This window comes from Sphingorhabdus sp. EL138 (genome assembly GCF_945882965.1).
GTDB lineage: Bacteria > Pseudomonadota > Alphaproteobacteria > Sphingomonadales > Sphingomonadaceae > Sphingorhabdus_B.
Genome location: NZ_CAMCWY010000005.1, coordinates 31,183 through 54,450, shown reverse-complemented (window position 1 = coordinate 54,450; position 23,268 = coordinate 31,183). Strand labels below are relative to the sequence as shown.

Below are 23,268 nucleotides of genomic sequence, written 5' to 3'. Positions count from 1 at the left end.
GCCGTTACGGCATGCTAGCGGCTGTTTGACCCATAGACTGCGAATCAGCTTTTTGAACGCGTCTTGGCACTGGGCGGCGCGGCATAAGGCATCACTAAGTTGCCATCGGGCGAGGCTGTAAACGTCGTCTGCGTGGGATAGGCAAAACAAATCCCCTCACGCGCGAAGCTATCGATAATGGCAATGCCAATATCGTGGCGTGCCTGAAACATTTCTTCGACATCATCGCTTTCAATGTCGAACACCAGATGGAAATCAAGCGCGCTTGCGGCAAAATTGTTGAACCCGGCGCGGATGAATTGCGCGCCATTGGCCTCAACCACTGCACGCAAAATATCGGGCACACGCCGGGCAAGGGCAGGGGGTGTCTGGTACACAAGCGTCAGGACAAAAGTGACCCGCCGATACAAGGTCAGCGTGTTGTTGGTGATTTCTTTTTCCAGCAATTTGCTGTTTGAAATAATCTTCTCTTCACCCGTCAGCGCGCGCAGTCTTGTGCTTTTCATGCCGATAACTTCAACCCGCGCGATGGTGTTGTCATAAGACACCGTGTCGCCGCGCCGGAACGGCTTGTCGAAAATGATCGAGATTGCCGCAAACAGGTCGGAGAAAATACCTTGCGCGGCAAGGCCAATCGCGATGCCGCCAACGCCAAGACCCGCAACAAGGCCCGTGACGTTAACACCCAGATTATCGAGCACTACAATGGCAGCGATGGCAAATAAGACAAAGCTGACGAGCAGCCGGATCAGCACCATCGCGCTTTGTAAGGTATCATGTTCATGAACGCCTTCACCTGCGCGCCGTTCGATCAAGCCCAAGATGATTTCGCGCAGCCAGATGGCGACTTGAATGACAATCGCGATGGTGAACAAGATATCGACGGCCTGAGCCAGTGCCGCTGGCGCATTGGCAATCTGGTTGACCAGTTCAATCGACACCATGACGCGGAAAAATCTGCTCGTCCGCGCCAATGTGCGGGCGACGATGGATTTCAGATGCGCGCGGTGCTCGCTGGCGCGCGCGATGTTTGCGGCGATTCTTTTCAGCCAGCTAAGCGCAACGAACACGATGATGGCCGCCACCACGGCAATGCCCAGTTCGACGTAATTATTCTGCACCCAAACCGTCAGCGGATCCCAATAAGACTGAAGGCGAGGGCCAATCGATTCGGGAGCGAGGCGCGGTAAGTTCGGTGCATGTTGTGTGGTCATGCCCCCTGTTTACGGTCGATGGCGACGTGGCACAAGTTTTGCGGTGCCATCAGCTGTCGAGCAACAACGCATCAATGATCAGGCACGCTGCGCCTTTGGCCATAACCGCCTGCGTTAACGGCCCTGTTACCGCCCCTGTTACCGCCCCTGTTACCGCAATGTCGGCGACGATCTGACGCGGCAAATCAAATTCATGTTCTGACAAAAGCTGCGATAATGCCTCCACGTCGCCATACCATGTTCCATCCTGCATGTGCACCGACAGGCATGTTTGCGTCCCGCAAAAGGTGAGGCCGTGCCAGGGCCGTTCGTGCAATATGCTGATGTCGGCAGCAGGGAACATTGCGCGCAAGGCGTTGCAAGGCGCATGTGATGGTGTCCGCATGCTCATAACCCTTTTCTGCCTTGGAACTGGGCGTGTTGGCCATAGTTGGACATGAAGCGCCGGAGTTTTACCTCCATTTCGGGTCTAATTTCCCAGCCCATGCGTATGTCCAGCACAAGCCGCGGATCACCCGCAGCCAAGCGGCCGAATTTGGTCGGTGGCAGGTCCTGTTCCCGAAGAAACCGCTCAATAAGGCGCGTGATATGCATGATGTCTCCTCCATGATCGACCCGGATTGGCTTGCCCGAATCAGAAAGAACAAATATAGAACAAAAGTGATAGGATAAATCCTACAAGTCTAGGAAATTTCCAACCGAACCGGAGGGAACAACATGGGAGAAGACCCAAGGGCTGCTTTGGAGCGCTTGATTGCGGAAAATGCAGAGGATTTTGCTGGCCTGTCGAAGCTGGTCGGTCGTAATTCCACGTACATTCAACAATTTATCAAACGCGGATCGCCCAAAAAACTGCCAGAGACAGAGCGCGGGATATTGGCACGATATTTTGGTGTGGACGAAAGCGTGCTGGGTGGGCCGGACGCGGGCGCGACCAGAACGGGCATTCGGCTTATTCCAAAGCTTGCGGTTGGCGCGTCGGCTGGTCCCGGTGCGATTCCGGCGCGCGAGACGCCGCCCGGCAAAATCGGTTTTGACGAAAAATGGTTGCGTAAGCAGGGGCTGGATCCGGCAAAGCTCTCATTGATTCAGGTGGATGGCGATGACATCATGGTGGACAACCGCGCGGCGGCTGGCCTGTTGCGGGACGGCATTCATGTCATTCGGCTGGATGATGCGCTGATGGTCAAACGGCTCGCCAGCGGACCGGGCGGGCGCTTGTCGGTGTTGTCGGACAATCCGGCCTATCCCGGTTGGCCAGATGTTGACGGCGCAACCGTCGCTATCATCGGCAGGGTTGTTTGGGCAGCCCGGCGACTCTGAACACTTGCCTCGGTCGCATCAGTGCGGCACATCAATATTTATGTCACAACATACATCCACGCCCAATATGACCCCGCCGCTTAAGGCCGCGATCATTCCCGTCACGCCGTTGCAGCAGAATTGCACGCTGTTTTGGTGCACGCAAACGAACAAGGGCGCGCTGGTTGACCCCGGCGGTGATCTCGACAAATTAAAAGCTGCGGTCGCGCAAACGGGCGTCGAGCTTGAAAAATTATTGGTGACGCATGGCCATCTCGACCATTGCGGGCAAGCCGGAATGCTGGCGCAAGAGCTTGGGCTAAAGATTGAAGGCCCGCATGAGGACGACCGTTTCTGGATCGAGAAGCTGGACGATGACGGCGCGCGCTATGGCATGGAGGCGCATAGTTTTGAGCCCGACCGTTGGTTGGTCGATGGCGACACCGTGACCGTCGGCAATCTCACGCTGGATGTCATTCACTGCCCCGGTCACACGCCTGGGCATATCATTTTCCATCATCAACCCAGCCGTCTGGCGATTGTTGGCGATGTGTTGTTTCAAGGGTCAATCGGCCGCACCGATTTCCCGCGCGGCAATCATGCCGACCTGATTAACGCCATCACGACGAAGCTTTGGCCATTGGGGGATGACGTGACCTTCATCCCCGGCCATGGCCCAACCAGCCAATTTGGCTATGAACGCAAGCACAACGCCTTTGTCGCAGACGATGTACTTGCGGCCAGATAAATAAGGTTACATCAAAGAACCGCTGCGTAGACTTTCCACAAGGCCCAGCCAGCAAGGCCAAGCAAAGTAATCATCGTGGTCAGCGTGCCGACCATCCGGCCCTTGCCAAGTGATCCGCCATCCATGCCCAGACCATGGGCAAGCCGCCCGACGATGTAGACGATGCCCAGGCCCCAAAGCATATTGTTGGTTCCACCCGCCGCTTCGAGCGCGGCAATCAGGATCAAAATGAACGGTGCGCTTTCCACGAAGTTTGCGTGCGCGCGCATCCGGCGAATGACGAATTCATTGCCGCCATCGCCAATCGATACGCTTTCTTTTGTCCGCGCTTGGCCGCAACGGATCATCAGCCAGATATTCACCAATGCCGCGCCTGCGGCTATTGTAAGGGTAACGGGTAAACTTAACATATCTTCTCTCCCTGTTTGTACTGGCGTGCTTAACTGCTATCTCTCGGCTTGCAAAGCACCGAAAAACAAGTATAGCGCGCCGCTCACACAGACATGTGCGGATGAATGAGGCCGATTCTGGCGATTGCTTGCCACGACCATCTCTTTCGCCTAGCATGACCTAGAACTTATTGATTTTGAAATGGAACAGGTGCCGAAATGGCTGTCCCCAAAAGAAAAACATCCCCTTCGAAGCGCGGCATGCGTCGTAGCCATGATTCGCTTAAGGTTGCCGCGTATCAAGAATGCGCTAATTGTGGCGAACTAAAGCGTCCACATCATCTGTGCGATGCCTGTGGCCATTATAATGGCCGCGAAGTGGTTGCAGTCGCCTAATCCTGTTTAAGGAGAATAGCTGGTGTCGATGAAACCGCGTATCGCCATTGACGCGATGGGCGGCGACGAAGGCGTTCCTGTGATGATCGCAGGCGCGGCTTTGGCACGGCAACGGCATGAAAACTTCGCGTTTTTATTGGTGGGGGACGAAACGCAGATTAAGTCTGCGCTTGATAAGCACCCCAATTTGCGCGCTGCCTCCGAAATCCTCCATAGCGAATTCGTCGTTACGCCTGGTGAAAAGGTCAGCGCCGCTTTGCGCAAGGCCAAGACCAGCTCCATGGGCATGGCGATCAACGCCGTAAAATCCGGCCATGCCAGTGCCGCCGTCAGCGGTGGCAATACCGGAGCATTAATGGCTACCGCAAAACTTGCCCTGCGCACGATGCCCGGCATTGACCGGCCAGCCCTTTCTGCTTTGCTGCCCACGTTGGAAGATACCGATGTGGTGATGTTGGATCTGGGGGCCAACACCGAGTGTGAGACCAAAAACCTGGTCCAGTTTGCCGTCATGGGTGCGGCCTATTCGCGTATCATTTTCGGCTTTGACCGTCCGCGTGTTCGCTTGCTGAATATCGGTACCGAGGAAATGAAAGGCACCGATGAACTTCGCGACGCGGCGCAGCATTTGCGTAACGCGACTGGCCTGCACATGGATTTTCAAGGCTTTGTTGAGGCCGACAAGATCAACCGCGGCGAATGTGATGTCGTTGTGTGCGATGGCTTTACTGGCAACATCGCGTTGAAGTCCATGGAAGGCACGGCCCGTTTCGTCACGGATCTTTTGCGCCGGGCCTTCACCAGCTCCATCCGTTCGAAATTCGGTTTTCTGGTTTCGCGTCCAGCCACCGAGTTGCTGCGGCACCATCTTGATCCCAATAATCATAATGGCGCTGTGTTTCTGGGACTGAACGGCGTGGTCGTTAAAAGCCATGGCGGCGCCAATATCAAGGGCGTGGCCCATGCTGTCGAGGTTGCAGCGCGATTGGTCGAAGAAGACATTACCGCGCGCATCACGCAAGATCTGGCACGGATACAGCCGAAGTGACCCAAGTCGCCCTTCGTGCCGTTATCAAAGGAACTGGGTCGGCGCTTCCACGCAACCGCGTTTCCAACGCTGAACTGGCCAGCAGAGTCGATACGACCGACGAATGGATTACAGAGCGGACGGGTATAAAGTTCCGCCATATTGCCGAGACCGATGAAACAACATCCAGCCTTGCGATCGAAGCATCGCGCCGAGCGCTTGACGCGGCTGGCATGTCTGCCTGTGACATTGATCTGATCATCTTGGCAACGGCAACGCCCGACCAGACATTCCCTGCTTCTGCCACCATTGTGCAACATGCGCTTGGCTGCAATGGCGGCGTTGCCTTTGATGTGGCTGCGGTTTGCTCGGGCTTTCTCTATGCCTTTTCCGTCGCGGAAAGCATGATCCGCGCAGGGTCAGCGCATAATGCATTAGTCATCGGGGCCGAAACATTTAGCCGCATATTGGACTGGGAAGACCGCACGACATGCGTATTGTTTGGTGACGGCGCTGGCGCGGTCGTCTTGTCAGGCGAAGTTGGCATTCGCGGCGCGCTGGTGACCAAATTGCATGCCGATGGTCAACATAATGCATTATTATATGTCGATGGCGGCCCATCCACCACGGGCACCGTCGGCAAATTGCGGATGAAGGGTAGGGAGGTGTTCCGCCATGCCGTGACCAATCTCACCAATGTATTGCACGAGGTGCTGGATGCGACAGAATTGACGCCAGCCGACATCGACTGGGTCGTTCCGCATCAGGCTAATGCCCGGATTATTGAGGCAACGGCCAAGAAACTGGCGCTTGACCCGAATAAAGTTATCCTCACCGTTGACCAGCACGCAAATACCTCTGCGGCGTCCGTTCCCTTGGCCTTGGATGTCGCGGTGCGCGATGGCCGGATCAAAACAGGGGACATTGTCGTTCTGGAAGCGATGGGTGGCGGATTCACCTGGGGCGCATCAATCGTACGAATGTAATTTCCGGACGGATGTAAATTTATACATTATCGCTATTTTACAAATTAAATTTCTATTGTATGCTCTTGGTTTACCATTTTAAGTCAGGGTCCGGAGACGAATATGGCTGATGCAGGAACATTAACGCGCGCCGATTTGGCGGAGATGCTTAACCGACAAATCGGTTTGTCGCGTGCAGACGCAGCGGCAATGGTCGAATCGATACTTGAACATATGACCGCTGTTTTACTGAATGGTGACAATGTCAAAATTTCTGGTTTTGGCACCTTTGTTTTGCGGGACAAGGCCGAACGTATCGGGCGCAACCCGAAAACAGGCGTAGAAGTACCAATTACGCCGCGCCGGGTTCTGACGTTCCGTGCAAGCCAAGGCATGCGCCAAAAGGTAAAATAACTTTTATGCCCGAAAAATCCGCTGACGCCTTCCGCAATATTGGTGAAATGGCCGAGGCGTTGGGCGTAAGAACGCACATATTGCGGTATTGGGAAGAACAATTCCCCATGCTGCGGCCACTGACGCGGGCGGGTGGTCGGCGCTTGTATCGACCCGACGATGTCGTCCTGCTGCACACGATCCATCGTTTATTATATGCAGAAGGCTACACCGTGAAGGGTGCGCGTCGCTTTCTGACGGAAGGCGAGGCACAGGATACGCGGCCTCATGCGCCTATGCCCGAGATATCATCTGTTGCTGCGTTCGACTTTGGTGCTTTGCAGGCAGTACGCGAAAGGCTGGCAACCGCTTTGGCTGCGGCCTAATTCATGATCCGCGCGTAGACCAAATCGCGAAAGGGCACTTGGCCCACCATGAAAACCGTTTCGCCAAGTGGCGCAAACCCGGCCCGTTCATAAAAGGCGACAGCGCGGACATTCTGTTCGTAGACCGCGAGCAATAGGCGTTTGGCACCATGTGTGTTCGCCACATCGAAAACATGATGTAGCAGGTCTCTACCATTGCCTGCGCCTTGCCATGGGCCAAGCAAATAGATGCGCTTTAACTCGATATCGCCCGACTGCTGAAGCGTCGGATGCGCAGGCGTTGTGACCATGGCATAGCCGACAGGCGCGCCAAGCGGGGTTTCGCCAATTATGATATCGACAGCCGGGTCGCCAAGCGCGGCGGCATAATAGGCGACGCCATGCTGGTCACGCAGATGGTCGATTAACGGCCCGCCGGGATGGTCAAAGGCAAAGCTTGCAAGGAAAGTCGCTGCGCCAAGATAGCTGAGCGCTTCGGCATCCGCCGCAACAGCCTTGCGCCAGATAATGGGTGTCATTCGGTCTCGGGTCCAAGATCGGGGTCAAGATCACGCGGCCGGATGAAGTGCGTCAATCGCCCGCATTTGCGATCCAGTTCGGCCCAGCGCGCGACGTTCAATTCCATCCGTGCAATGGCGGCGGTCGGATATTTCTCCCAAACCAAATCACGCAAAGGCGAGGTGCCATCATCGGGGCAGATGTCGAAGACAAGATCCTCAAGCCCGGGATTATGGCCGACCATCAGCAGGTTTTTATGTGCATCGGATTGATCGCGCAGCACGTCCATCAACGTCGCCGAGGACGCCAGATAAATCCGGCGGTCCCAATTGGGTTCGATCCGTTCGCCAGTGCCCTTCACAAATTGATCAATGGTCTCGATCACCCGCACGGCGGGGCTGGCGACGACATGGTCAAAGGTCAATCCGTTACGTTTTGCCCAGATGCCCATAATAACCGCCGCTTTTTCCCCGCGCGTATTGAGCGGACGGTCAAAGTCCCGCGGGACGGCGTCATCCCAACTCGATTTGGCATGGCGAAACAAGGTAAGGGTGAAGGTCAAATAGGGTTGCTCGCTTCCAACGTGTCTGCAACGTCCTGCCGCAAATTTGTGTCAGACGAAAGACCTGATTTCACCGAATTAACCGCCTGTTCCAGCGTCACCCGGCGGATCGGCGTGCCCGGTGGAAATGCAGACAAAAGGCGGCTTGGCACTGCGGATGACAGCAACACAAAATGGCCTTTGTCGCCGGCAGTCCGGATCAGGCGGCCAAAGGCCTGCGCCATTTTTGCGCGGATGATGCGATCATCATATTCCATGCCCCCATGTTTCAACCGCCGCGCGCGGTGCAAGATGTCGGGGCGGGGCCACGGAGTTTGCTCCATGATGACCAGCCGCAGCGAATGGCCAGGCACATCCACCCCGTCGCGCAATGCGTCAGTACCAAGCAAGCTTGCATGGGGGTCATTCCGGAATATGTCGACAAGTGTCCCGGTATCAATGGGGTCCACATGTTGCGCATATAAAGGCAGGCCATCTCGCGCCAAGCGGTCGGCGATGCGCGCATAGGTTGATCGCAACCGCCGTATCGCGGTGAACACGCCCAGAACGCCGCCGCCTGATGCGGTGATCAACGCGGCATAGGCACCCGCCAAGGCGGCAGGGTCGCCCTTTTTGATATCGGTGACGATCAGGACTTCGGCCTGCGCTTTATAGTCAAATGGGCTGATCGCCGAAAAATGCGTCGCTGGCTTATCCAGATGACTTGCCCCGGTCCGCGCCTCGGCATTTTGCCAGTCGCCACCGCTGCGCAAGGTGGCGGATGTGGCCAGCACGCCATGGCTTGGCTTCAGCACGATCTCCGCCACGGGCTTCATGGGGTCAAGCCAACGGCGATGCATGCCAATGTCCATTTCGCGGCCTTCAAACCGGTCAATCGCCAGCCAGTCGATATATTCGGGGTCAACGGGGCCGACGGCGCGCGCCAACATCGATATCCATGCGCGCAATGTATCGATGCGCCAGCTTAGGCTGGCCATTGCCCCCTCAACGCGCGCGCGCGCGCTGCCGTCGAGCCAATCGGGCGGGTCGGCTATCATCGCCTCCAAACGCTGCCCAAGCACTGTCAGCGGCCTTGCCAGAGCCTCCATCGCGATGGCGGCATCGGCGGCGGCGTCTATGACCTTGGGGTCGGGATCGGCAAGCTCAGTCTCCAAACCATAGCCGCTTTCGGTCGCATTGGTTTCGTCGCGGGCGAACACCATCGTCCGAATCGCGGACAGTAATCGTTCAATTGGTCCCGATGGCGTGCCTTCGGCCAAACGCGCAAGCCAGCCCTCGCCGGGCAAAGCCTCAGCGGCGACGCGCGCCATTTCAATGGCAAGGCTGCCTTCTTCATCATAAGACGCAACATCGGCCAGTCGCGCCGAAAGCCCGCGCCGTCGTCCGCGTGCCTTGCCTTCGGGGCCAATGACCCAGCGGCGCAGCTCAATCGTTTCCTGCCCCGTAAGGGCGGCGGCGAACATCGAATCTGCGGCATCAAATAGATGATGGCCCTCATCAAAAATAATCCGGCTTGGCCGGTTCTGTTCGTCCCGCCCGCGCGCGGCATTGACCATCATCAGCGCGTGATTGGCGATGACAATTTCGGCCTGCACCGACGACCGCGCCGCGCGCTCAATGAAGCATTTTTTATAATGCGGGCATCCGGCATAAATGCATTCGCCGCGCCTGTCGGTCAAAGCGGTCGAGCCATTGCGCCGGAACAAGGTCGGCAACCATCCGGGCAAATCGCCGCCAATCATGTCGCCATCATGCGAATAGGCCGCCCATCGCGCCACCAAATGCGCAAGGGTCGCCGCCCGTCCGGCAAAACCGCCTTGCAACGCGTCCTCCAGGTTCAAGAGGCACAAATAATTTTCGCGACCCTTGCGCACTACGACCTTGGACTTGAACGTTTCATGGTCGGGGTAAATACGCTTCGCCTCGCGTACCAATTGCCGTTGCAACGCTTTGGTAAAGGTGGAAATCCACACTGTGCCATCGGCAGTGCTCGCCCACAGGCTGGCAGGGGCCAAATAGCCAAGCGTCTTGCCAATACCTGTACCAGCCTCCGCCAGCAGCATATGCGGTTCGCCCTTGCGCGTGCGCGGTGCGAAAATGGCGGCTGCGGCTTGGGCAAAATCGCGCTGCCCTTGCCGCGTTTCCGCAGAGCCGCCGACAAGTGAAGCCAAGCGTTCTTGCACGGCATCGGCCTGCAACGTGACGACGCGTGGCGGGGTGCGCATCGGGGCCTCCTCCCATTCGGGTAAGCGGCTGAACAACCAGCGTTCGGGGCGTTCGGGCTTTTTAAGGACTGCCAGCACCAGATTTGCCCATGGCCAACGCAGCCGCATCAGTGCTTGTGCCGAATCCCAAGCCCCTTCACGTTCGGCCCAATCTGCGTCGCCCAGAACCGACAGCAAATAATGCGCGGCACGCAGCAAGAATAAGGGAACCTCTTGATCCGTCGCAGGGGCGTGTAAGTTCAAGTTCTTTGCCAAACCCTTGGGCGTTGGAACGGCAAAGCGCGCAGGGTAGACAAAGGCATATAGCTCCAGAAGGTCAAGCCCCGACAAATCGGGATAGCCAAGCCTTTGTGCCACTAATGGCGCGTTCAGCATGACCATCGGCGTTTCGGCCGCACGGCCAGCCGCCTCGCCCTTGCCAATGGTTTGCACATGGCCGCCATTGCTGCCCATCCAAATACCGGCATGGCTTGCGTGAAGCGCAGGAAAGGCTAGTGGAGTTTCCATAAGCCTTGATAGGCGTATTTGGAACGAAAGAGCAACATGTGACTGACCTTCGCGACATAGCATTGGCATCAAAAGCCTGGCCTTATGAAGAGGCGCGGCGTTTGCTGAAACGCTATCCCCATGGCAAGGCCGATGGTCAGGCGATTATTTTCGAATGTGGCTATGGTCCATCGGGCTTGCCCCACATCGGCACCTTTAACGAAGTGCTGCGCACGACGATGGTGCGCAATGCGTTCCGGACGCTGTCTGATGCGCCAACGCGATTGATCGAATTTTCGGACGATATGGACGGCCTGCGCAAGGTGCCGGACAATGTGCCGAACCAAGCGATGCTCGCCGAACATTTGGGCAAGCCCTTGTCGCGCATTCCCGATCCGTTTGAAAAATTCGACAGCTTTGCCGCGCATAATAATGCGATGCTGCGCGCTTTTCTTGACCAGTTCGGTTTTGAATATGAATTTATCTCATCCTCGTCGCAATATGAAAGCGGCGCGTTTGATGACGCCCTGAAAAATGTGCTGCACAACTATCAGGGCATATTGGACATCATGCTGCCCACGTTGCGCAAGGAACGCGCCGCGACCTATTCGCCGATATTGCCGATCAGCGAGAAGACGGGCGTTGTGCTTCAGGTGCCGGTTGAAGTCGTCGATGCCGAGGCTGGCCTTGTCCGTTTTTATGACAATGGCGACATGGTCACGCAATCGGTCTTGGGCGGCAAGGCAAAGCTGCAATGGAAAGTCGACTGGGCCATGCGCTGGGTCGCTTTGGGCGTCGATTATGAAATGTATGGCAAGGATTTGACCGACAGTGGTGTGCAATCGGGCAAGATCGCGCGCGTGCTTGGCGGGCGTCCGCCAGAAAGCCTCATTTACGAAATGTTCCTCGATGAAAAAGGCGAGAAGATTTCCAAGTCCAAGGGCAATGGCCTCGCGCTTGAGGATTGGTTGAAATATGGCACCGAAAACAGCGTTGCCTTTTACGCTTTTCGCGAACCCAAAAGCGCCAAGCAACTGCATTTGGGCGTCGTGCCAAAGGCCGTGGACGAATATTTTCAGTTCCGCGCGCAATGGCATGAACAACCCCCTGAAAAGCGGTTGGGCAACCCAGTGCACCATGTCCACAATGGCCAAGTGCCGACGGGGCAGCCGCCAGTGACGTTCGGCCTGTTGCTGAACCTTGTCGGCGTGATGGGTGCAGGTGCCACCGCGGCGCAGGTTTGGGCCTATCTTGGCAATTATGCGGATAATGTCTCGCCGGAAAACGCGCCGGAACTGGCCGAGCTTATCCCGATTGCACTTGCCTATAACCGCGATTTTGTTGCGCCGACCTTGCACAAGCGCAAGCCCGAAGGTTTAGAGATTGCCGCCTTGCAGATGCTGGATGCGCAATTGGCGGAATTGCCGGCGGATGCCAGCGCCGAGGATATTCAAAACATCGTCTATGCCATCGGCAAAGAGGGCGGTTTCGAAAATCTGCGCGACTGGTTCAAGTCCTTGTATGAAACGCTGCTGGGTTCAAGCGCTGGTCCGCGCATGGGCAGCTTCATCGCGCTTTATGGCATCAAAAATTCGCGCCAGCTCATCGCAGAGGCGCTGGCATAGCTAAGGCGAGCGCCCTTCGGTTGGAATATTGCAGGAGTATTGACATGAAAGAACTGCCTTCCGTCGAAAAACTCGCGATTGACCTGCTTGGAAAGTCGCTGGACCAGTTGGAGGCCGAAGAGGCCAAGGTGCTGCACCATATTCACCATGTGCAGCACACCAGCCGCGACGTTGGCGATATTGTCGACGAACAGGCGACTTTTGGCGAGCATTTGTCGGACAGGGTTGCGGCGATTGGCGGATCATGGAAACTCATCATGGTCTTTGCCGCCGTCCTGCTTGGCTGGATGCTTTTGAACTCGCAGATATTGGGCACATTGGGCAAAGCCTTTGACCCCTATCCGTTCATCTTCTTAAACCTGATGCTGTCAACGGTTGCGGCGATTCAGGCGCCCATCATCATGATGAGCCAAAATCGTCAGTCGGCCAAAGACCGCATTGCCGCCGCGCATGATTATGAAGTCAATTTGCGCGCTGAGTTAGAAATCCTGCGCTTGCATGCAAAAATCGACGCGCTTTTGGACATCATCGAGCGCCAAAGCGCCCGCGCGCCATCGGTCAGTTGACCGCTTGCGCCAGAACGTCGCGATAATTAGGCGATAATGTCATCTTCGGATGGAAGCCGCCCGTTCCGAGCAGGCGATGGGTCGCCGCCAGATGGTAGCAGGGCACACCCATGAACAGATGATGCTCGCTGTGATAATTGACCCAATAAGGCGCGACCGTCGCACGGGCGATAAGGCCGGCATAAGTGGTCCGCGCATGCGTGAAAGGGTCGCCGCTACCCGTGGGTGTGCATGCATGTTCGGCGATGTTGCGGATGCGCAGGAATAATTGAAAACTCGTGGCCAGCGCCGCCAGCCAAAGCAGAAACGGCGTCCAGCCCCAGACGAGCAAAGATATCGTCAGCAATATGGCCTGCACCGCCAAGAAGCGGCCCACAGTGCGCGCTGTGGTTTTTGCGCCATCGACATTCATAACGGGCGCGGCAACGCCAGCGCGGCTCTGCATGTTGAGTGCGCGGCCAGCTAGTGTGTCGGCTTTGTCGTTGCTGCTTTCGCGGGTCAGCATGGCCTTTGCCCCGCGCAAAGCGACCGCAAATTGCGCGCGGCGTTGCTTGTAAAAAGTCTGCCCCGTCAGGTCGCGGATGAATTTGCGGCGCAGGCTATCGCGGCTGGTGGGGAAGGGGGCGGACAAAGAAAGGTCGGGGTCTTCGGGCTGCTGCGTGAATTTGTGGTGCGTCAAATGATAGGCGCGATAGGCGAACAAATCGCTGCCCGTCGCCGCGCCCGTCGGCCATTGCCCAAGCCAATTGTTGGTCTTGCGGTTGGGGTGCAGCAAACCATGCGCGCCATCATGCATCAGGATCGAAAGCCCCAATTGCCGCCCGCTTAGTATCGCAAGCACGAAAGGCGTCACCAACAGCCCGACCAACCAATGATAGTCCCATGCCGCAGCGCCGCCAAAGGCCGCCAGCGCGACAACCATCCAACCATGCAGCACAAGCCAGATACCGCGCCAACGCGACAATGTGGTGATTGCGCGCCAATCATTAGCGGCAAAAACCGCACGCGGGTTGGCGGCCTTTACCGCTGGCATGCTGCGTCCCTATTCATTGCACAAAACATAGCGTTCCATTGGCCCGCGCGCAAATGCGTTACTTCACCGCCGGTGCGACAAAGGTGGCCATTTTTGCTTGCGCCTTGCGCGATTCACTGAAACTGAAGATCGGCCAATCATGCAGCATGCCCGCAAGCTCAATGAGCTCCACCGATGGCAGCTTGGCCTTTAAGGCCCGCGAGTCCGTTACCAATATGTCGTCGCCGCCAGCAAAGGCCAGAATCGGCGGCAACCCCTCCCAATCGCCGAAGATAGGGCTGCATCTTGGGTCATTGCGCGGCAAGTCGCCCGCATAGAGCGTGCCGCCTGCGGAAATACCGCTGATGGTCAGGATTCCGTCGCGTGGTTCCGTTTTCAACTGGTCGGGATGCGCGGGGTCAAGGTTCAACCATGGGCAAATGAGCAACAGGCTGGCAGGTAAAGCTTGGCCTGTATCGCGCGCCGTGTGCGCCAACGCAGCGGTCAGGCCGCCACCTGCAGAGTCGCCGCCCATGACAAACGCTTTTTCGCCCATCTCCGCCTGATAGCTTGCATAATAGTCCATCGCCCAAGCGGTAACTTGTCCCGCCGTATGTTCCGGCGCGAGCGGATAAAGCGGCGCGGTGACGGACCAGCCATGCTGCGACGCCATGCGGGATAGAAATTTCCAATGGATGTCGGTTGCCGGATAGACATAGCCGCCGCCATGCCAGAACAGGACATGCGCCGACGGCGCTCGGCCCTTGGGCGCAAGGTGCCAAACAGGACGGCCCTGAAATTCGCTTTGCCGAATATCGACGTCAACATGCGCTTTGGGCGATGGCAAGTGCCCGGAACGGACCTTTGCAATATTCTTTTCAAATTGCGGCCCGCCCGAAAACATCCGGCGATAATAGCCTGTGCTGCGCAGGACAAAACCAGCAAGGCTGGCGGCAAAACTTGGCATAAATAACTCCCCCCTGCCAAGCGAGCTATATCAACATGCCAAACCAATCAAGCGCTTCGCTTATTTCGACGCTGCAATCCAATCGTCAATTTTCTTTTCAAGGACAGTCAGCGGCAAGGCGCCGGTGTTCAGAACCTGATTATGGAATTCGCGCACGTCGAATTTTTTGCCCAATTGCGTTTTGGCCTTGTCCTTTAGGCGCAGAATTGTGAGCGTACCGATTTTATAGGCCAAGGCCTGTGTTGGAATGGCGATATAGCGTTCCACCTCAGCGGTTGCATCGGTTTTGCCCATGTCGCTGTTGGCGAGCATATAGTCGATAGCCTGTTCGCGCGTCCAACCCTTGCTGTGCAGGCCAGTGTCAACCACAAGGCGCATGGCGCGAAGCATTTCGTCCGACAATGTGCCGAAGCGCTGATACGGGTCGCTGAACAGGCCCATGTCATAGCCCAAGGTTTCCGAATATAGCGCCCAGCCCTCGACATAAGCGGTGTTGCCGCCAAAGCGCATGAAGGCAGGCAGTTTTTCATTTTCCTGCGCGATGCTGATCTGGAAATGGTGCCCCGGCGCACCTTCATGAAGATAGAGCGTGGTCATGCCAGGGGTCGTGCGGCTTGGCAGGTCATAAGCGTTGAAATAAAATATACCGGCGCGCGAACCGTCTGGCGTGCCGGACTGATAGCTACCGCCAGCTTCATATTTCTCGCGGAATTCTTCATAGGGCTTGATCTCTAGCGGTGCCTTGGGAAGATATTTGAACTGCGTCGAAATCTTTGCATCAACAATCTTGCCGATGTCATAATAGCCTTGAGTTAAGGCGTCACGGCTGGCGAGTTTGAACTTTGGATCCGAGCGCAAATGGTCAAAAAATTCGGGCAAAGTGCCTTTGAAGCCGACTTCCTGGCGGATCGCCTCCATGCCCGATGTGATTCGCGCGACTTCGGACAATCCAAGATTGTGGATGTCGTCGGCCTTCAATGGCAAAGTCGTCGTTTGCTCGATCAAATATTGATACAAAGCTTCGCCGCCCTTCATCGCCGATAGGCCGACCTGTTCGCGCGCCAAGGGCAAATAGCTGTCCCGCAGAAAATCGCGCAGGCGGGCATTGGCGGGGTAAAGGCCGGTTTCGATGATGTCGCGATATTCGGCAGTGAGCCGCGCCTTGTCGGCATCGCTAAAACCTTCCGGGAATTTCAGGATCGGACCATAATAGGGCGATTCTTCGGTCTTTTGCGCAAGCTGCGTATTCAATTGATCGACGACGTTGGTGATCGTCATCTGCGTTTCGAACACGCCGGTGGCCATGCCCTGACGGAAACGGTCAATCGACCGATCCATAAGCACGATAAACTCCTTATGCCGTTTCAGGTTGTTGTCATAATCCAGCACTGTCTTGAACGGCGCCGCACCCTGTCCGCTGGCAAAGGTCGGGTAGAATGTGTGAAAGCCAAAAAAGTGATTAAGCGGACGGACAACGGTCAGGTCCATAATCTCTTTGGACAAGCCTTTGAGCGCATCGGTCTGGTTTTGCTTGAACACGTCATAGGCGATCTTGTCGGTCGCGTTCAGCTGGTCACGGTCAATGCTTTTCAGGGCCTCCACATTGGCCTCGGCAGCTTTGCGTTCATTGGCGAAATACGCATCGCTGATGAAATCGCCAAAACGGTCGGCATAGCGCACGTCGCCACGGAACATGGCGTTTAATGGGTTACGCTCAAGGCTTGCCGCATCATCGGCGGCGAACAACGCCGTCAGCCGCTGGCTTTCGGTCGCGGCGGTTTCTGTCGCAGTGGTTTGGGCCTGCGCGGCAACAGGTGACAGTAACGCAGCGCAGCTAAGCAATAAGATATGGCGCTTCATTTTCATGCGATGTTCTCCGACATTATTTCAAATCTATCAAAAGGGTATGATGGGGCTTTGGCGCTTGCTGTCGGCGTCCTATCGGCCAAGCGCAATAGGGTTTCGACAGACGACAGTGATTGCGCCGCCAGCGAACTGCGATGCCGTTTAAGACGTCTTTGCAGTCGTAATCTCCAGCCAGTCATTTTGCCGGTACCATTTGGTGATGATATGCTTCACGCCCCGAATAACAGGCGTACCGCTATGCAATGTTTTATAGTTGAGCGTCCCGTCCGGCTTTATATTATTCCATATCAGCATCATTCCGGCCTGCGGACGCACGCCAAGGCCAAGATGCGGAAATTCCGTCGCGCCGCCCTCTTTGGGTTCGTTCAAGAAGATCATTGCGGTCCAACTGCGCTGCCCGCCGCCCGGGCCTTCCTGCGCCCAATAGCTTTGGCTTGGGTGGAAAAAGTCGTGATGCGCCTTGAATTCTTGGCCGACATGGTACCGCTGCCCCTGCATGGTTTCGGCATAATCATTGTCGATGCCCAAAACGTCGCTCATCCGCGCCTCGACTTTGGCAATGAACGCATCCCAACGGTTGAGATGGCAACTGTAACTGGTGCGAAAGCCCTCTTGCTCTGTGCCTGCATATAAGGTGGAGGGCACGGCATCGGCATCAATTTTTGCAATCAATGTCTTACAGTCTTTAGCGCTCAAAAACCCTTGATAGACATATAATTGCGCGTCTTCATGTTCGACTTGCTGGACAAGCGGATTGGCATTCAACCTTTTGGTGACATGCGCCCCAATCCGCGCCAGCTTGGCGGGATCATTATTGGGGTCGAACTCTTTGGCTTGCGTATCTGTTTGCATAAGTCCACCGAATCACGGAACGATGCGTCCTCTTACCATGACCCATTCGGCCTTTTCGAGCGTGCGGATGTTATTGAGTGGATTTTCATTCACCGCAACCAGATCAGCGGAATAGCCAACCGCAATACGGCCGATTTCATTTTCAAGCCCAAGCGTTTTGGCGGCAACATTGGTTGCGCTGGCAAGGGCTTCGGCAGGGGTCATGCCTGCGTTCACCAATAAGGCCAATTCGCCGCCATTGCTGCCATGTTCAAATACGCCCGCATCCGTGCCAAAGGCAATCGTAACGCCCATGGCCTTTGCGCGCCGGACCTGACGGCCAGCGGCCTCTACCGCTTGCTTTGCCTTCACTTCAACCGTTGGGGTGTAAATGCCCTTGCCCAGACGCGCGCGCACGCCCTCCAGCGCCATTAATGTCGGCACTAAGGCCGTGCCCTTTGCCTTCATGACCTTCAACGCTGCCTCATCGGCAAATGTGCCATGTTCGATGGAGTCAATTCCCGCGGCTGATGCAGCTTCGATACCGCGCGCACCATGGGCATGCGCCATGACCTTTAGCCCAAGTGAATGGGCGGTGTTGGTGATGGCAAGCATTTCTTCACTGGTGAAATGCGCCTCCAGTCCCCGGCCCTGTTGCGACAAGACGCCGCCCGTCGCAGTAATCTTGATAACGTCCGCGCCAGCGCGCGACGATTTGCGCACTTTTTCCGCACATTCAATTGGGCCTGTGCAGGTGTAGCCTGATTCCAATGTCGCGATGACGTCGTTGCGGAACCCGGAAACATCGCCATGCCCGCCGACAATCGACAAAGCTGGTCCAGCGGCGATAATGCGCGGGCCAATGATGCGGCCTTCCGCCGTGCCGCGCCGCAGGACAAAAGCGGTATTTTGTGCAGAGCCAGCCTCACGCACGGTGGTAAAGCCAGCCTTGACCGTCAACGCCGCGTTCTTGACACCCATGACCACACCCCATTCATCGGGGTTCACCGCCTCGTCGCGAAAATCATCGCCGGGGTCGCCGGTTAAATGTACATGCAGGTCAATGAGGCCGGGGAGCAAGGTCTTGGTCGACAGGTCAACGACGCTGTCCGCCTGAAACGGATTATCTATGCCCTTGGCGATGTCTTTAATCCGCCCGTCTTCGACCAAGATAATGGCTGGCCCAGTGGGGCCGGTCGCGGCATCGGGGATGAGGTTACCAACGATAATGGCTTGAGTCGCAGCGGATGCGGGCGTTGCCAACGATAAAGCGGCGCTCGCAAGTAACAGATAACGTACCATCAAAAACTCTCCGATGTATCTGCGGGAGATTGGTCAGCTTGGGTCAAGGTTACAAGCAAAAAAGCCCGGACGGTGAAGTCCAGGCTTAATTATTTAGAATACTACCAAAAGAAGGCGCGAATGACGTCGACGACACGGCCGTTGCGCAGGTCTACCAAAAGGACATCGTCATAATAACGCACCCAGCGGTAGCTGCCATAAGCGGCGGGCAGGCGGTATTGCCACGGGTCGTTGATCCAGTAGCGCGACCCGTAATAGCCCGAGCCCAAGGAGAAGCCTTTGGATATGCGGCTGTAATTGCGGCCACGGTACGGGGCATTATAACGGCCAAGGCGGAAATAATTGCCGTTCCGCTCGCGATAGCGGCGCCAGTTATAGCGGTTGTCATTGCGCCAGTTGTTGGTCCAACGGCCAAACTGTGTCCGGTCCAATTTGCCGTCGCGGTTTTGGTCATAGCGACGGTCAAGGCGTTCATCATCATTGCGGTCGAAACGGAGGTCCAAACGGCCATCGCGGTTACGATCCCAATTCCGGTCCAGATTGCCATCGCGATTGCGGTCCCAGCGGCGGTCGAGGTCACCATCGCGGTTGCGATCATAATATCGGCCGTCTTGGCTAGCCGCGCGGCGTTCGGTGCGGACGGTATCACGTTGGCGTTCAACGCGGACATTATCGCGTTGGCGCTCGGCACGATTTACTTGCTGTTGTGGGGCCGCAACTTCAACCGCTCGTGCGGGTTCCGGCCGGTTTTGCTGGCGCTCTGCGCGTTGTTCCGGATTAGGGTTGGGACGGGCCTGTTGCCGATTGGCACGTCTCTCTTCACGCTGAAAATCAGTAAAGTCTTCGACCATGACGTCGGCGCGAACCGGTGCGACCGGGGCAGCATAAGCCGCAACTGGCGAAAGCGCCGTCGCGGTCACCAAAGTCATCAGAATATAATTTTTCATGGTAGGTCCTCATGGCAGAGGCACAATGCGTCTGCGTGAAGACCTGTCTGCACCGATTCTGCTGAAGCGAAGCTGAACTATATATTCATGTTCATGAAAGGAGGGGCTTTGCTGAACAGGCCGCCAACCCACGCGCGACCGCACGGCGCGAAAGACTTATTCCGCGTCCTTCGCCAGCCATTCTTCAAGCCATTTGATGGTGTAATTGCCGTTCTGAAAATCCGGTTCTTCCAACAAGCGTTGATGCAACGGGATAGTGGTCTTCATACCCTCAATCACAAATTCGCCCAACGCACGGCGCAAGCGCATCAGGCAACCTTCACGCGTCTGACCATAGACAATAAGCTTGGCAATCATGCTGTCATAATAAGGCGGGACCTTATAACCATGATATAGTCCGCTATCGACGCGGACATACAGGCCGCCGGGCGGGTGGTACCAGGTCACGGTGCCAGGTGACGGCATGAACGTGCGCGGGTCCTCGGCGTTGATCCGGCATTCAACCGCATGGCCCGTGAAAGTAACATCCTCTTGGCGAAACGACAGCGGCTTGCCCTCCGCCACGCGGATTTGTTCGCGCACCAGATCAATGCCAGTGATCATTTCGGTGACAGGATGTTCGACCTGCAACCGCGTGTTCATTTCGATGAAATAGAATTCACCATTTTCCCACAAAAATTCGATGGTGCCCGCCCCGCGATAGCCCATATCGGCCATCGCCTTCGCGCAGATATTGCCCATCCGATCACGCTCCGCCGTTGCAAGCAAGGGCGAGGGCGCTTCTTCCAAAACCTTCTGGTGACGCCGCTGCAAGGAACAATCGCGCTCCCCCAAATGGACGGCATGGCCATTGCCATCGCCGAAGATCTGAAATTCGATATGGCGCGGGTTACCCAGATATTTTTCAAGATAGACCGTCGCATCGCCAAAGGCCGCTTTGGCTTCGGACCCTGCTTGCTGAATCTGGGTCTCCAGCTCTTCTTCGCTATTCACGACCTTCATGCCGCGTCCGCCGCCGCCAGACGCCGCCTTGATGATGACCGGATAGCCGATCTCGCGCGCTATCGCTTTGGCTTCATTGACATCCTCAATCGCGCCATCGGAGCCGGGAACAAGCGGCAAGCCCAATGCGCCTGCGGTCCGCTTCGCCTCCACCTTGTCGCCCATCGTGCGGATATGTTCGGGCTTGGGGCCAATCCACGTGATATTATGGCTTTCGACGATTTCGGCAAATTGTGCGTTTTCCGACAAAAAGCCATAGCCGGGATGGATCGCATCGGCATGGCTGATTTCTGCGGCGGAAATAATCGCCGGAATGTTCAGATAGCTGTCAGTCGCAGAGGGCGGTCCGATGCAAATGGCCTCATCCGCCAGCCGCACATGCATGGCGTCGGCATCAGCGGTTGAATGGACGGCAACCGTCTTGATCCCCATTTCATGCGCCGCACGGTGAATGCGCAGCGCAATTTCGCCACGGTTGGCGATAAGGATTTTCTCAATCGTCATGTTTACGCAATCACCAACAGGGGCTGGTCAAATTCAACCGGCTGGCCGCTTTCGACCAAGATTTGGGTGACGGTGCCAGACGTGGCGGCGACAATCGGGTTCATGACCTTCATCGCTTCGATGATCAAAACGGTATCGCCTGCCTTCACTTGCTGACCCACGCTGACAAAGGGTGCCGCATCGGGTTCAGGGGACAGATAGGCCGTGCCGACCATAGGGGATTTCATGGCGTTGGCGGATATGGCAATTGCGCTTGGCGCGGCTGCGTCTGGCGCATTGGCGGGCGCGGCGGCGGGTGCGGCCATCATCGGCGCTGAAACGGCGGTCATCATGCGCGATACGCGAATTTTGCGTTCGCTGTCCTCAACCTCAATTTCACTCAGTCCCGTGTCGTTGAGCATCGCCGCCAGTTCGCGGACAAGGTCCGTGTCGACTTGCATGCTGCCAGTGGTTCCTGTCTTTGCCGCCATGTAAAACTCCTTGCGCCCCTGAATGTGCTTTGGCGCGCCTAATGTCAAAGTTGTAACGCTACGTCCAGCGCCAGTTCGTACGACTTTGCGCCATGTCCGGCAAATACTGCTTTTGCAGCCATGCCAACATAGCTCAAATGTCGGAAAGCTTCCCTTTTATGCGGGTCGGATAGATGCACTTCAAACACAGGGACGGTGATCGCCTTGATCGCGTCCAAGATCGCGATGGACGTGTGGGTAAAACCGGCAGCGTTGAGCAACACCGCCTTTGCACCGACGGCTTGCGCTTCATGCAGCCAATCAATCAAATGGCCTTCATGGTTGGACTGCCGAAAATCAATGACTGCCCCTGCGGCGCGCGCACGGTCGTCCAAATGGCCGGCGATATCATCCAGCGTATCTGTGCCGTAAATTTCGGGCTCTCTTGTGCCAAGCAAATTGAGATTTGGTCCGTTTAGAACAAAGATTATCGGCTGGTCAGCCAAAGTATATTCCCCAGATAATATCAAAGCAGCGGTTGCGCTCACTGTCCGCCCGTCACTATATGCTGGTGATTAAAAATTGCGAGATGAAATGACCTCTAATCTGTCCTCCGATTCCATTGCCCTGACGCTCAATGGCGAACTGCGCCGTTTTCGCATCCATGCTACAGTCGCCGATCTGGTCCGCGACATCGGCCTTGATCCGGCCAAGGTCGCGGTGGAACGTAATCTGGAGATCGTTGCCCGATCCACGTTGGAAGATGTTGTGCTGGCCGATGGTGATAGGTTGGAGATCGTCCATTTTGTCGGCGGCGGGCAGGACAGCGCCCCGAACGATAGCTGGACAGTGGCGGGGCGCAATTTTCATTCGCGGCTGATTGTCGGGACCGGCAAATATAAGGATTTTGAACAAAACGCCGCCGCGCTTGTGGCGTCGGGTGCGGAGATTATCACCGTGGCCGTGCGCCGCGTGAATGTGTCGGACCCCAAGGCACCGATGTTGACCGATTATATCGACCCCAAAAAATACACCTATTTGCCCAACACCGCCGGGTGCTTCACCGCCGATGACGCGATACGCACCTTGCGGCTGGCGCGCGAGGCGGGCGGCTGGGATTTGGTGAAGCTTGAGGTGCTGGGTGAGGCCAAGACATTGTATCCCGATATGCGCGAAACGCTAAAGGCGACCGAGGTTTTGGCCAAGGAAGGTTTCTTGCCGATGGTCTATTGCGTCGATGATCCCATCGCGGCCAAACAATTGGAAGACGCAGGCGCAGTGGCGGTGATGCCGCTTGGCGCGCCCATTGGTTCGGGGCTTGGTATTCAAAACCGCGTGACCATCCGCTTGATTGTCGAAGGCGCTAAGGTTCCGGTTCTGGTCGATGCGGGTGTCGGAACCGCGTCGGATGCCGCCGTGGCGATGGAGCTGGGCTGCGACGGCGTGTTGATGAACACCGCGATTGCCGAGGCCAAGAATCCTATCGCGATGGCAACCGCGATGAAATTGGCGGTCGAGTCGGGCCGCATGGCCTATCTGGCGGGTAGAATGGGGCGGCGTATGTATGCCGATCCATCCAGCCCGCTGGCTGGCCTGATTTAAAACC

Annotated in this window: 26 protein-coding genes; 10 read left to right on the top strand and 16 right to left on the bottom strand. The window is 56.5% G+C overall.

The annotated features are described in order from the left end of the window. Nucleotides 1-44: 44 nt before the first annotated feature. From Q0N43_RS03390 to Q0N43_RS03380, 3 genes are read right to left on the bottom strand one after another with little or no spacing between them, the layout of a single operon-like run. Nucleotides 45-1,214 (bottom strand): mechanosensitive ion channel family protein, encoded by a 1,170-nt coding sequence (locus Q0N43_RS03390; protein WP_295442525.1) that lies wholly within the window; start codon nucleotides 1,212-1,214, stop codon nucleotides 45-47. 49 nt (nucleotides 1,215-1,263) lie between these two features. Beyond that, nucleotides 1,264-1,599 carry a hypothetical protein gene (locus tag Q0N43_RS03385; protein WP_295442522.1) on the bottom strand — a complete coding sequence of 112 codons (336 nt, stop codon included), beginning with the start codon at nucleotides 1,597-1,599 and terminating at the stop codon, nucleotides 1,264-1,266. Nucleotides 1,600-1,601: 2 nt separating this feature from the next. Then, the gene (locus Q0N43_RS03380; protein ID WP_295442519.1) at nucleotides 1,602-1,808 is read right to left on the bottom strand and encodes a hypothetical protein; all 207 of its coding nucleotides are present in this window, start codon (nucleotides 1,806-1,808) and stop codon (nucleotides 1,602-1,604) included. Nucleotides 1,809-1,931: 123 nt separating this feature from the next. Here Q0N43_RS03380 and Q0N43_RS03375 point away from each other — a divergent pair, with 123 nt between their 5' ends. Next, a complete protein-coding gene (locus Q0N43_RS03375) occupies nucleotides 1,932-2,537 on the top strand; it encodes a S24 family peptidase (RefSeq protein ID WP_295442515.1) in 606 nt (201 codons plus the stop codon). Nucleotides 2,538-2,577: 40 nt separating this feature from the next. Next, nucleotides 2,578-3,264 (top strand): MBL fold metallo-hydrolase, encoded by a 687-nt coding sequence (locus Q0N43_RS03370; protein WP_295442512.1) that lies wholly within the window; start codon nucleotides 2,578-2,580, stop codon nucleotides 3,262-3,264. An 11-nt stretch (nucleotides 3,265-3,275) separates the two neighbouring features. Here the strand turns inward: Q0N43_RS03370 and Q0N43_RS03365 are convergent, their stop codons facing one another. Further along, on the bottom strand, nucleotides 3,276-3,674 hold the full coding sequence (locus Q0N43_RS03365; RefSeq protein WP_295442509.1) for an MAPEG family protein: 399 nt from the start codon (nucleotides 3,672-3,674) through the stop codon (nucleotides 3,276-3,278). 198 nt (nucleotides 3,675-3,872) lie between these two features. Here Q0N43_RS03365 and rpmF point away from each other — a divergent pair, with 198 nt between their 5' ends. The 5 genes from rpmF to Q0N43_RS03340 all read left to right on the top strand — a co-directional run bounded on the left by rpmF (nucleotide 3,873) and on the right by Q0N43_RS03340 (nucleotide 6,820). Continuing rightward, complete coding sequence (gene rpmF, locus Q0N43_RS03360; protein WP_125229645.1) at nucleotides 3,873-4,049, top strand: 50S ribosomal protein L32; 177 nt, start codon at nucleotides 3,873-3,875, stop codon at nucleotides 4,047-4,049. Between the two features lie 28 nt (nucleotides 4,050-4,077). Beyond that, the gene (plsX, locus tag Q0N43_RS03355; protein WP_295442755.1) at nucleotides 4,078-5,097 is read left to right on the top strand and encodes a phosphate acyltransferase PlsX; all 1,020 of its coding nucleotides are present in this window, start codon (nucleotides 4,078-4,080) and stop codon (nucleotides 5,095-5,097) included. Beyond that, nucleotides 5,094-6,062, top strand: a complete 969-nt coding sequence (locus Q0N43_RS03350; RefSeq protein WP_295442503.1) for a beta-ketoacyl-ACP synthase III — start codon at nucleotides 5,094-5,096, stop codon at nucleotides 6,060-6,062. The genes plsX and Q0N43_RS03350 overlap by 4 nt, the downstream gene beginning before the upstream one ends. Nucleotides 6,063-6,164: 102 nt before the next feature. Then, the gene (locus Q0N43_RS03345) at nucleotides 6,165-6,455 is read left to right on the top strand and encodes an integration host factor subunit alpha (protein ID WP_295442500.1); all 291 of its coding nucleotides are present in this window, start codon (nucleotides 6,165-6,167) and stop codon (nucleotides 6,453-6,455) included. A 5-nt stretch (nucleotides 6,456-6,460) separates the two neighbouring features. Then, nucleotides 6,461-6,820 (top strand): MerR family transcriptional regulator, encoded by a 360-nt coding sequence (locus Q0N43_RS03340; protein WP_295442497.1) that lies wholly within the window; start codon nucleotides 6,461-6,463, stop codon nucleotides 6,818-6,820. Here Q0N43_RS03340 and Q0N43_RS03335 read toward each other — a convergent pair. From Q0N43_RS03335 to Q0N43_RS03325, 3 genes are read right to left on the bottom strand one after another with little or no spacing between them, the layout of a single operon-like run. After that, nucleotides 6,817-7,338: a GNAT family N-acetyltransferase gene (locus Q0N43_RS03335; RefSeq protein WP_295442495.1), complete on the bottom strand. Its 522-nt coding sequence runs from the start codon at nucleotides 7,336-7,338 to the stop codon at nucleotides 6,817-6,819. The genes Q0N43_RS03340 and Q0N43_RS03335 overlap by 4 nt on opposite strands. Further along, on the bottom strand, nucleotides 7,335-7,880 hold the full coding sequence (locus tag Q0N43_RS03330; protein ID WP_295442492.1) for a histidine phosphatase family protein: 546 nt from the start codon (nucleotides 7,878-7,880) through the stop codon (nucleotides 7,335-7,337). Before Q0N43_RS03330 ends, Q0N43_RS03335 begins: the two co-directional genes overlap by 4 nt. Next, nucleotides 7,877-10,612, bottom strand: a complete 2,736-nt coding sequence (locus Q0N43_RS03325) for an ATP-dependent DNA helicase (protein ID WP_295442490.1) — start codon at nucleotides 10,610-10,612, stop codon at nucleotides 7,877-7,879. The genes Q0N43_RS03330 and Q0N43_RS03325 overlap by 4 nt, the downstream gene beginning before the upstream one ends. A 38-nt stretch (nucleotides 10,613-10,650) precedes the next feature. Here Q0N43_RS03325 and Q0N43_RS03320 point away from each other — a divergent pair, with 38 nt between their 5' ends. Further along, on the top strand, nucleotides 10,651-12,216 hold the full coding sequence (locus Q0N43_RS03320; protein WP_295442487.1) for a lysine--tRNA ligase: 1,566 nt from the start codon (nucleotides 10,651-10,653) through the stop codon (nucleotides 12,214-12,216). 44 nt (nucleotides 12,217-12,260) lie between these two features. Then, nucleotides 12,261-12,782: a DUF1003 domain-containing protein gene (locus Q0N43_RS03315; protein WP_295442484.1), complete on the top strand. Its 522-nt coding sequence runs from the start codon at nucleotides 12,261-12,263 to the stop codon at nucleotides 12,780-12,782. Here Q0N43_RS03315 and Q0N43_RS03310 read toward each other — a convergent pair. The 9 genes from Q0N43_RS03310 to Q0N43_RS03270 all read right to left on the bottom strand — a co-directional run bounded on the left by Q0N43_RS03310 (nucleotide 12,775) and on the right by Q0N43_RS03270 (nucleotide 22,168). Then, complete coding sequence (locus tag Q0N43_RS03310; protein WP_295442481.1) at nucleotides 12,775-13,815, bottom strand: fatty acid desaturase; 1,041 nt, start codon at nucleotides 13,813-13,815, stop codon at nucleotides 12,775-12,777. The two genes, Q0N43_RS03315 and Q0N43_RS03310, sit on opposite strands and share 8 nt — an antisense overlap. 58 nt (nucleotides 13,816-13,873) lie before the next feature. After that, nucleotides 13,874-14,761, bottom strand: a complete 888-nt coding sequence (locus tag Q0N43_RS03305; RefSeq protein ID WP_295442479.1) for an alpha/beta hydrolase — start codon at nucleotides 14,759-14,761, stop codon at nucleotides 13,874-13,876. Between the two features lie 60 nt (nucleotides 14,762-14,821). Then, a complete protein-coding gene (locus Q0N43_RS03300) occupies nucleotides 14,822-16,627 on the bottom strand; it encodes a DUF885 family protein (RefSeq protein WP_295442476.1) in 1,806 nt (601 codons plus the stop codon). Between the two features lie 141 nt (nucleotides 16,628-16,768). Beyond that, nucleotides 16,769-17,479 (bottom strand): 2OG-Fe(II) oxygenase, encoded by a 711-nt coding sequence (locus tag Q0N43_RS03295; RefSeq protein WP_295442472.1) that lies wholly within the window; start codon nucleotides 17,477-17,479, stop codon nucleotides 16,769-16,771. A gap of 12 nt (nucleotides 17,480-17,491) precedes the next feature. Continuing rightward, nucleotides 17,492-18,760, bottom strand: coding sequence for an amidohydrolase family protein (locus Q0N43_RS03290; protein WP_295442470.1), 1,269 nt, complete (start codon nucleotides 18,758-18,760; stop codon nucleotides 17,492-17,494). Nucleotides 18,761-18,861: 101 nt separating this feature from the next. Beyond that, nucleotides 18,862-19,707, bottom strand: coding sequence for an RcnB family protein (locus tag Q0N43_RS03285; protein WP_295442467.1), 846 nt, complete (start codon nucleotides 19,705-19,707; stop codon nucleotides 18,862-18,864). A 156-nt stretch (nucleotides 19,708-19,863) separates the two neighbouring features. Continuing rightward, nucleotides 19,864-21,213, bottom strand: coding sequence for an acetyl-CoA carboxylase biotin carboxylase subunit (accC, locus tag Q0N43_RS03280; protein ID WP_295442464.1), 1,350 nt, complete (start codon nucleotides 21,211-21,213; stop codon nucleotides 19,864-19,866). Nucleotides 21,214-21,215: 2 nt separating this feature from the next. After that, nucleotides 21,216-21,683: an acetyl-CoA carboxylase biotin carboxyl carrier protein gene (accB, locus tag Q0N43_RS03275; protein ID WP_295442461.1), complete on the bottom strand. Its 468-nt coding sequence runs from the start codon at nucleotides 21,681-21,683 to the stop codon at nucleotides 21,216-21,218. Nucleotides 21,684-21,727: 44 nt separating this feature from the next. Then, nucleotides 21,728-22,168 carry a type II 3-dehydroquinate dehydratase gene (locus Q0N43_RS03270; RefSeq protein ID WP_295442458.1) on the bottom strand — a complete coding sequence of 147 codons (441 nt, stop codon included), beginning with the start codon at nucleotides 22,166-22,168 and terminating at the stop codon, nucleotides 21,728-21,730. 88 nt (nucleotides 22,169-22,256) lie between these two features. Here Q0N43_RS03270 and thiS point away from each other — a divergent pair, with 88 nt between their 5' ends. After that, nucleotides 22,257-23,264, top strand: coding sequence for a sulfur carrier protein ThiS (gene thiS, locus Q0N43_RS03265; protein ID WP_295442455.1), 1,008 nt, complete (start codon nucleotides 22,257-22,259; stop codon nucleotides 23,262-23,264). Nucleotides 23,265-23,268: the final 4 nt, after the last annotated feature.

What these genes read in the sequence shown, in the direction of transcription:
- Q0N43_RS03390 (WP_295442525.1), bottom strand. Translation starts at nt 1,214, where the DNA reads ATGACCACACAACATGCACCGAACTTACCGCGCCTCGCTCCCGAATCG.
- Q0N43_RS03385 (WP_295442522.1), bottom strand. Translation starts at nt 1,599, where the DNA reads ATGCGGACACCATCACATGCGCCTTGCAACGCCTTGCGCGCAATGTTC.
- Q0N43_RS03380 (WP_295442519.1), bottom strand. Translation starts at nt 1,808, where the DNA reads ATGCATATCACGCGCCTTATTGAGCGGTTTCTTCGGGAACAGGACCTG.
- Q0N43_RS03375 (WP_295442515.1), top strand. Translation starts at nt 1,932, where the DNA reads ATGGGAGAAGACCCAAGGGCTGCTTTGGAGCGCTTGATTGCGGAAAAT.
- Q0N43_RS03370 (WP_295442512.1), top strand. Translation starts at nt 2,578, where the DNA reads ATGTCACAACATACATCCACGCCCAATATGACCCCGCCGCTTAAGGCC.
- Q0N43_RS03365 (WP_295442509.1), bottom strand. Translation starts at nt 3,674, where the DNA reads ATGTTAAGTTTACCCGTTACCCTTACAATAGCCGCAGGCGCGGCATTG.
- rpmF (WP_125229645.1), top strand. Translation starts at nt 3,873, where the DNA reads ATGGCTGTCCCCAAAAGAAAAACATCCCCTTCGAAGCGCGGCATGCGT.
- plsX (WP_295442755.1), top strand. Translation starts at nt 4,078, where the DNA reads ATGAAACCGCGTATCGCCATTGACGCGATGGGCGGCGACGAAGGCGTT.
- Q0N43_RS03345 (WP_295442500.1), top strand. Translation starts at nt 6,165, where the DNA reads ATGGCTGATGCAGGAACATTAACGCGCGCCGATTTGGCGGAGATGCTT.
- Q0N43_RS03340 (WP_295442497.1), top strand. Translation starts at nt 6,461, where the DNA reads ATGCCCGAAAAATCCGCTGACGCCTTCCGCAATATTGGTGAAATGGCC.
- Q0N43_RS03335 (WP_295442495.1), bottom strand. Translation starts at nt 7,338, where the DNA reads ATGACACCCATTATCTGGCGCAAGGCTGTTGCGGCGGATGCCGAAGCG.
- Q0N43_RS03325 (WP_295442490.1), bottom strand. Translation starts at nt 10,612, where the DNA reads ATGGAAACTCCACTAGCCTTTCCTGCGCTTCACGCAAGCCATGCCGGT.
- Q0N43_RS03315 (WP_295442484.1), top strand. Translation starts at nt 12,261, where the DNA reads ATGAAAGAACTGCCTTCCGTCGAAAAACTCGCGATTGACCTGCTTGGA.
- Q0N43_RS03310 (WP_295442481.1), bottom strand. Translation starts at nt 13,815, where the DNA reads ATGCCAGCGGTAAAGGCCGCCAACCCGCGTGCGGTTTTTGCCGCTAAT.
- Q0N43_RS03305 (WP_295442479.1), bottom strand. Translation starts at nt 14,761, where the DNA reads ATGCCAAGTTTTGCCGCCAGCCTTGCTGGTTTTGTCCTGCGCAGCACA.
- Q0N43_RS03300 (WP_295442476.1), bottom strand. Translation starts at nt 16,627, where the DNA reads ATGAAAATGAAGCGCCATATCTTATTGCTTAGCTGCGCTGCGTTACTG.
- Q0N43_RS03295 (WP_295442472.1), bottom strand. Translation starts at nt 17,479, where the DNA reads ATGCAAACAGATACGCAAGCCAAAGAGTTCGACCCCAATAATGATCCC.
- Q0N43_RS03290 (WP_295442470.1), bottom strand. Translation starts at nt 18,760, where the DNA reads ATGGTACGTTATCTGTTACTTGCGAGCGCCGCTTTATCGTTGGCAACG.
- Q0N43_RS03285 (WP_295442467.1), bottom strand. Translation starts at nt 19,707, where the DNA reads ATGAAAAATTATATTCTGATGACTTTGGTGACCGCGACGGCGCTTTCG.
- accC (WP_295442464.1), bottom strand. Translation starts at nt 21,213, where the DNA reads ATGACGATTGAGAAAATCCTTATCGCCAACCGTGGCGAAATTGCGCTG.
- accB (WP_295442461.1), bottom strand. Translation starts at nt 21,683, where the DNA reads ATGGCGGCAAAGACAGGAACCACTGGCAGCATGCAAGTCGACACGGAC.
- thiS (WP_295442455.1), top strand. Translation starts at nt 22,257, where the DNA reads ATGACCTCTAATCTGTCCTCCGATTCCATTGCCCTGACGCTCAATGGC.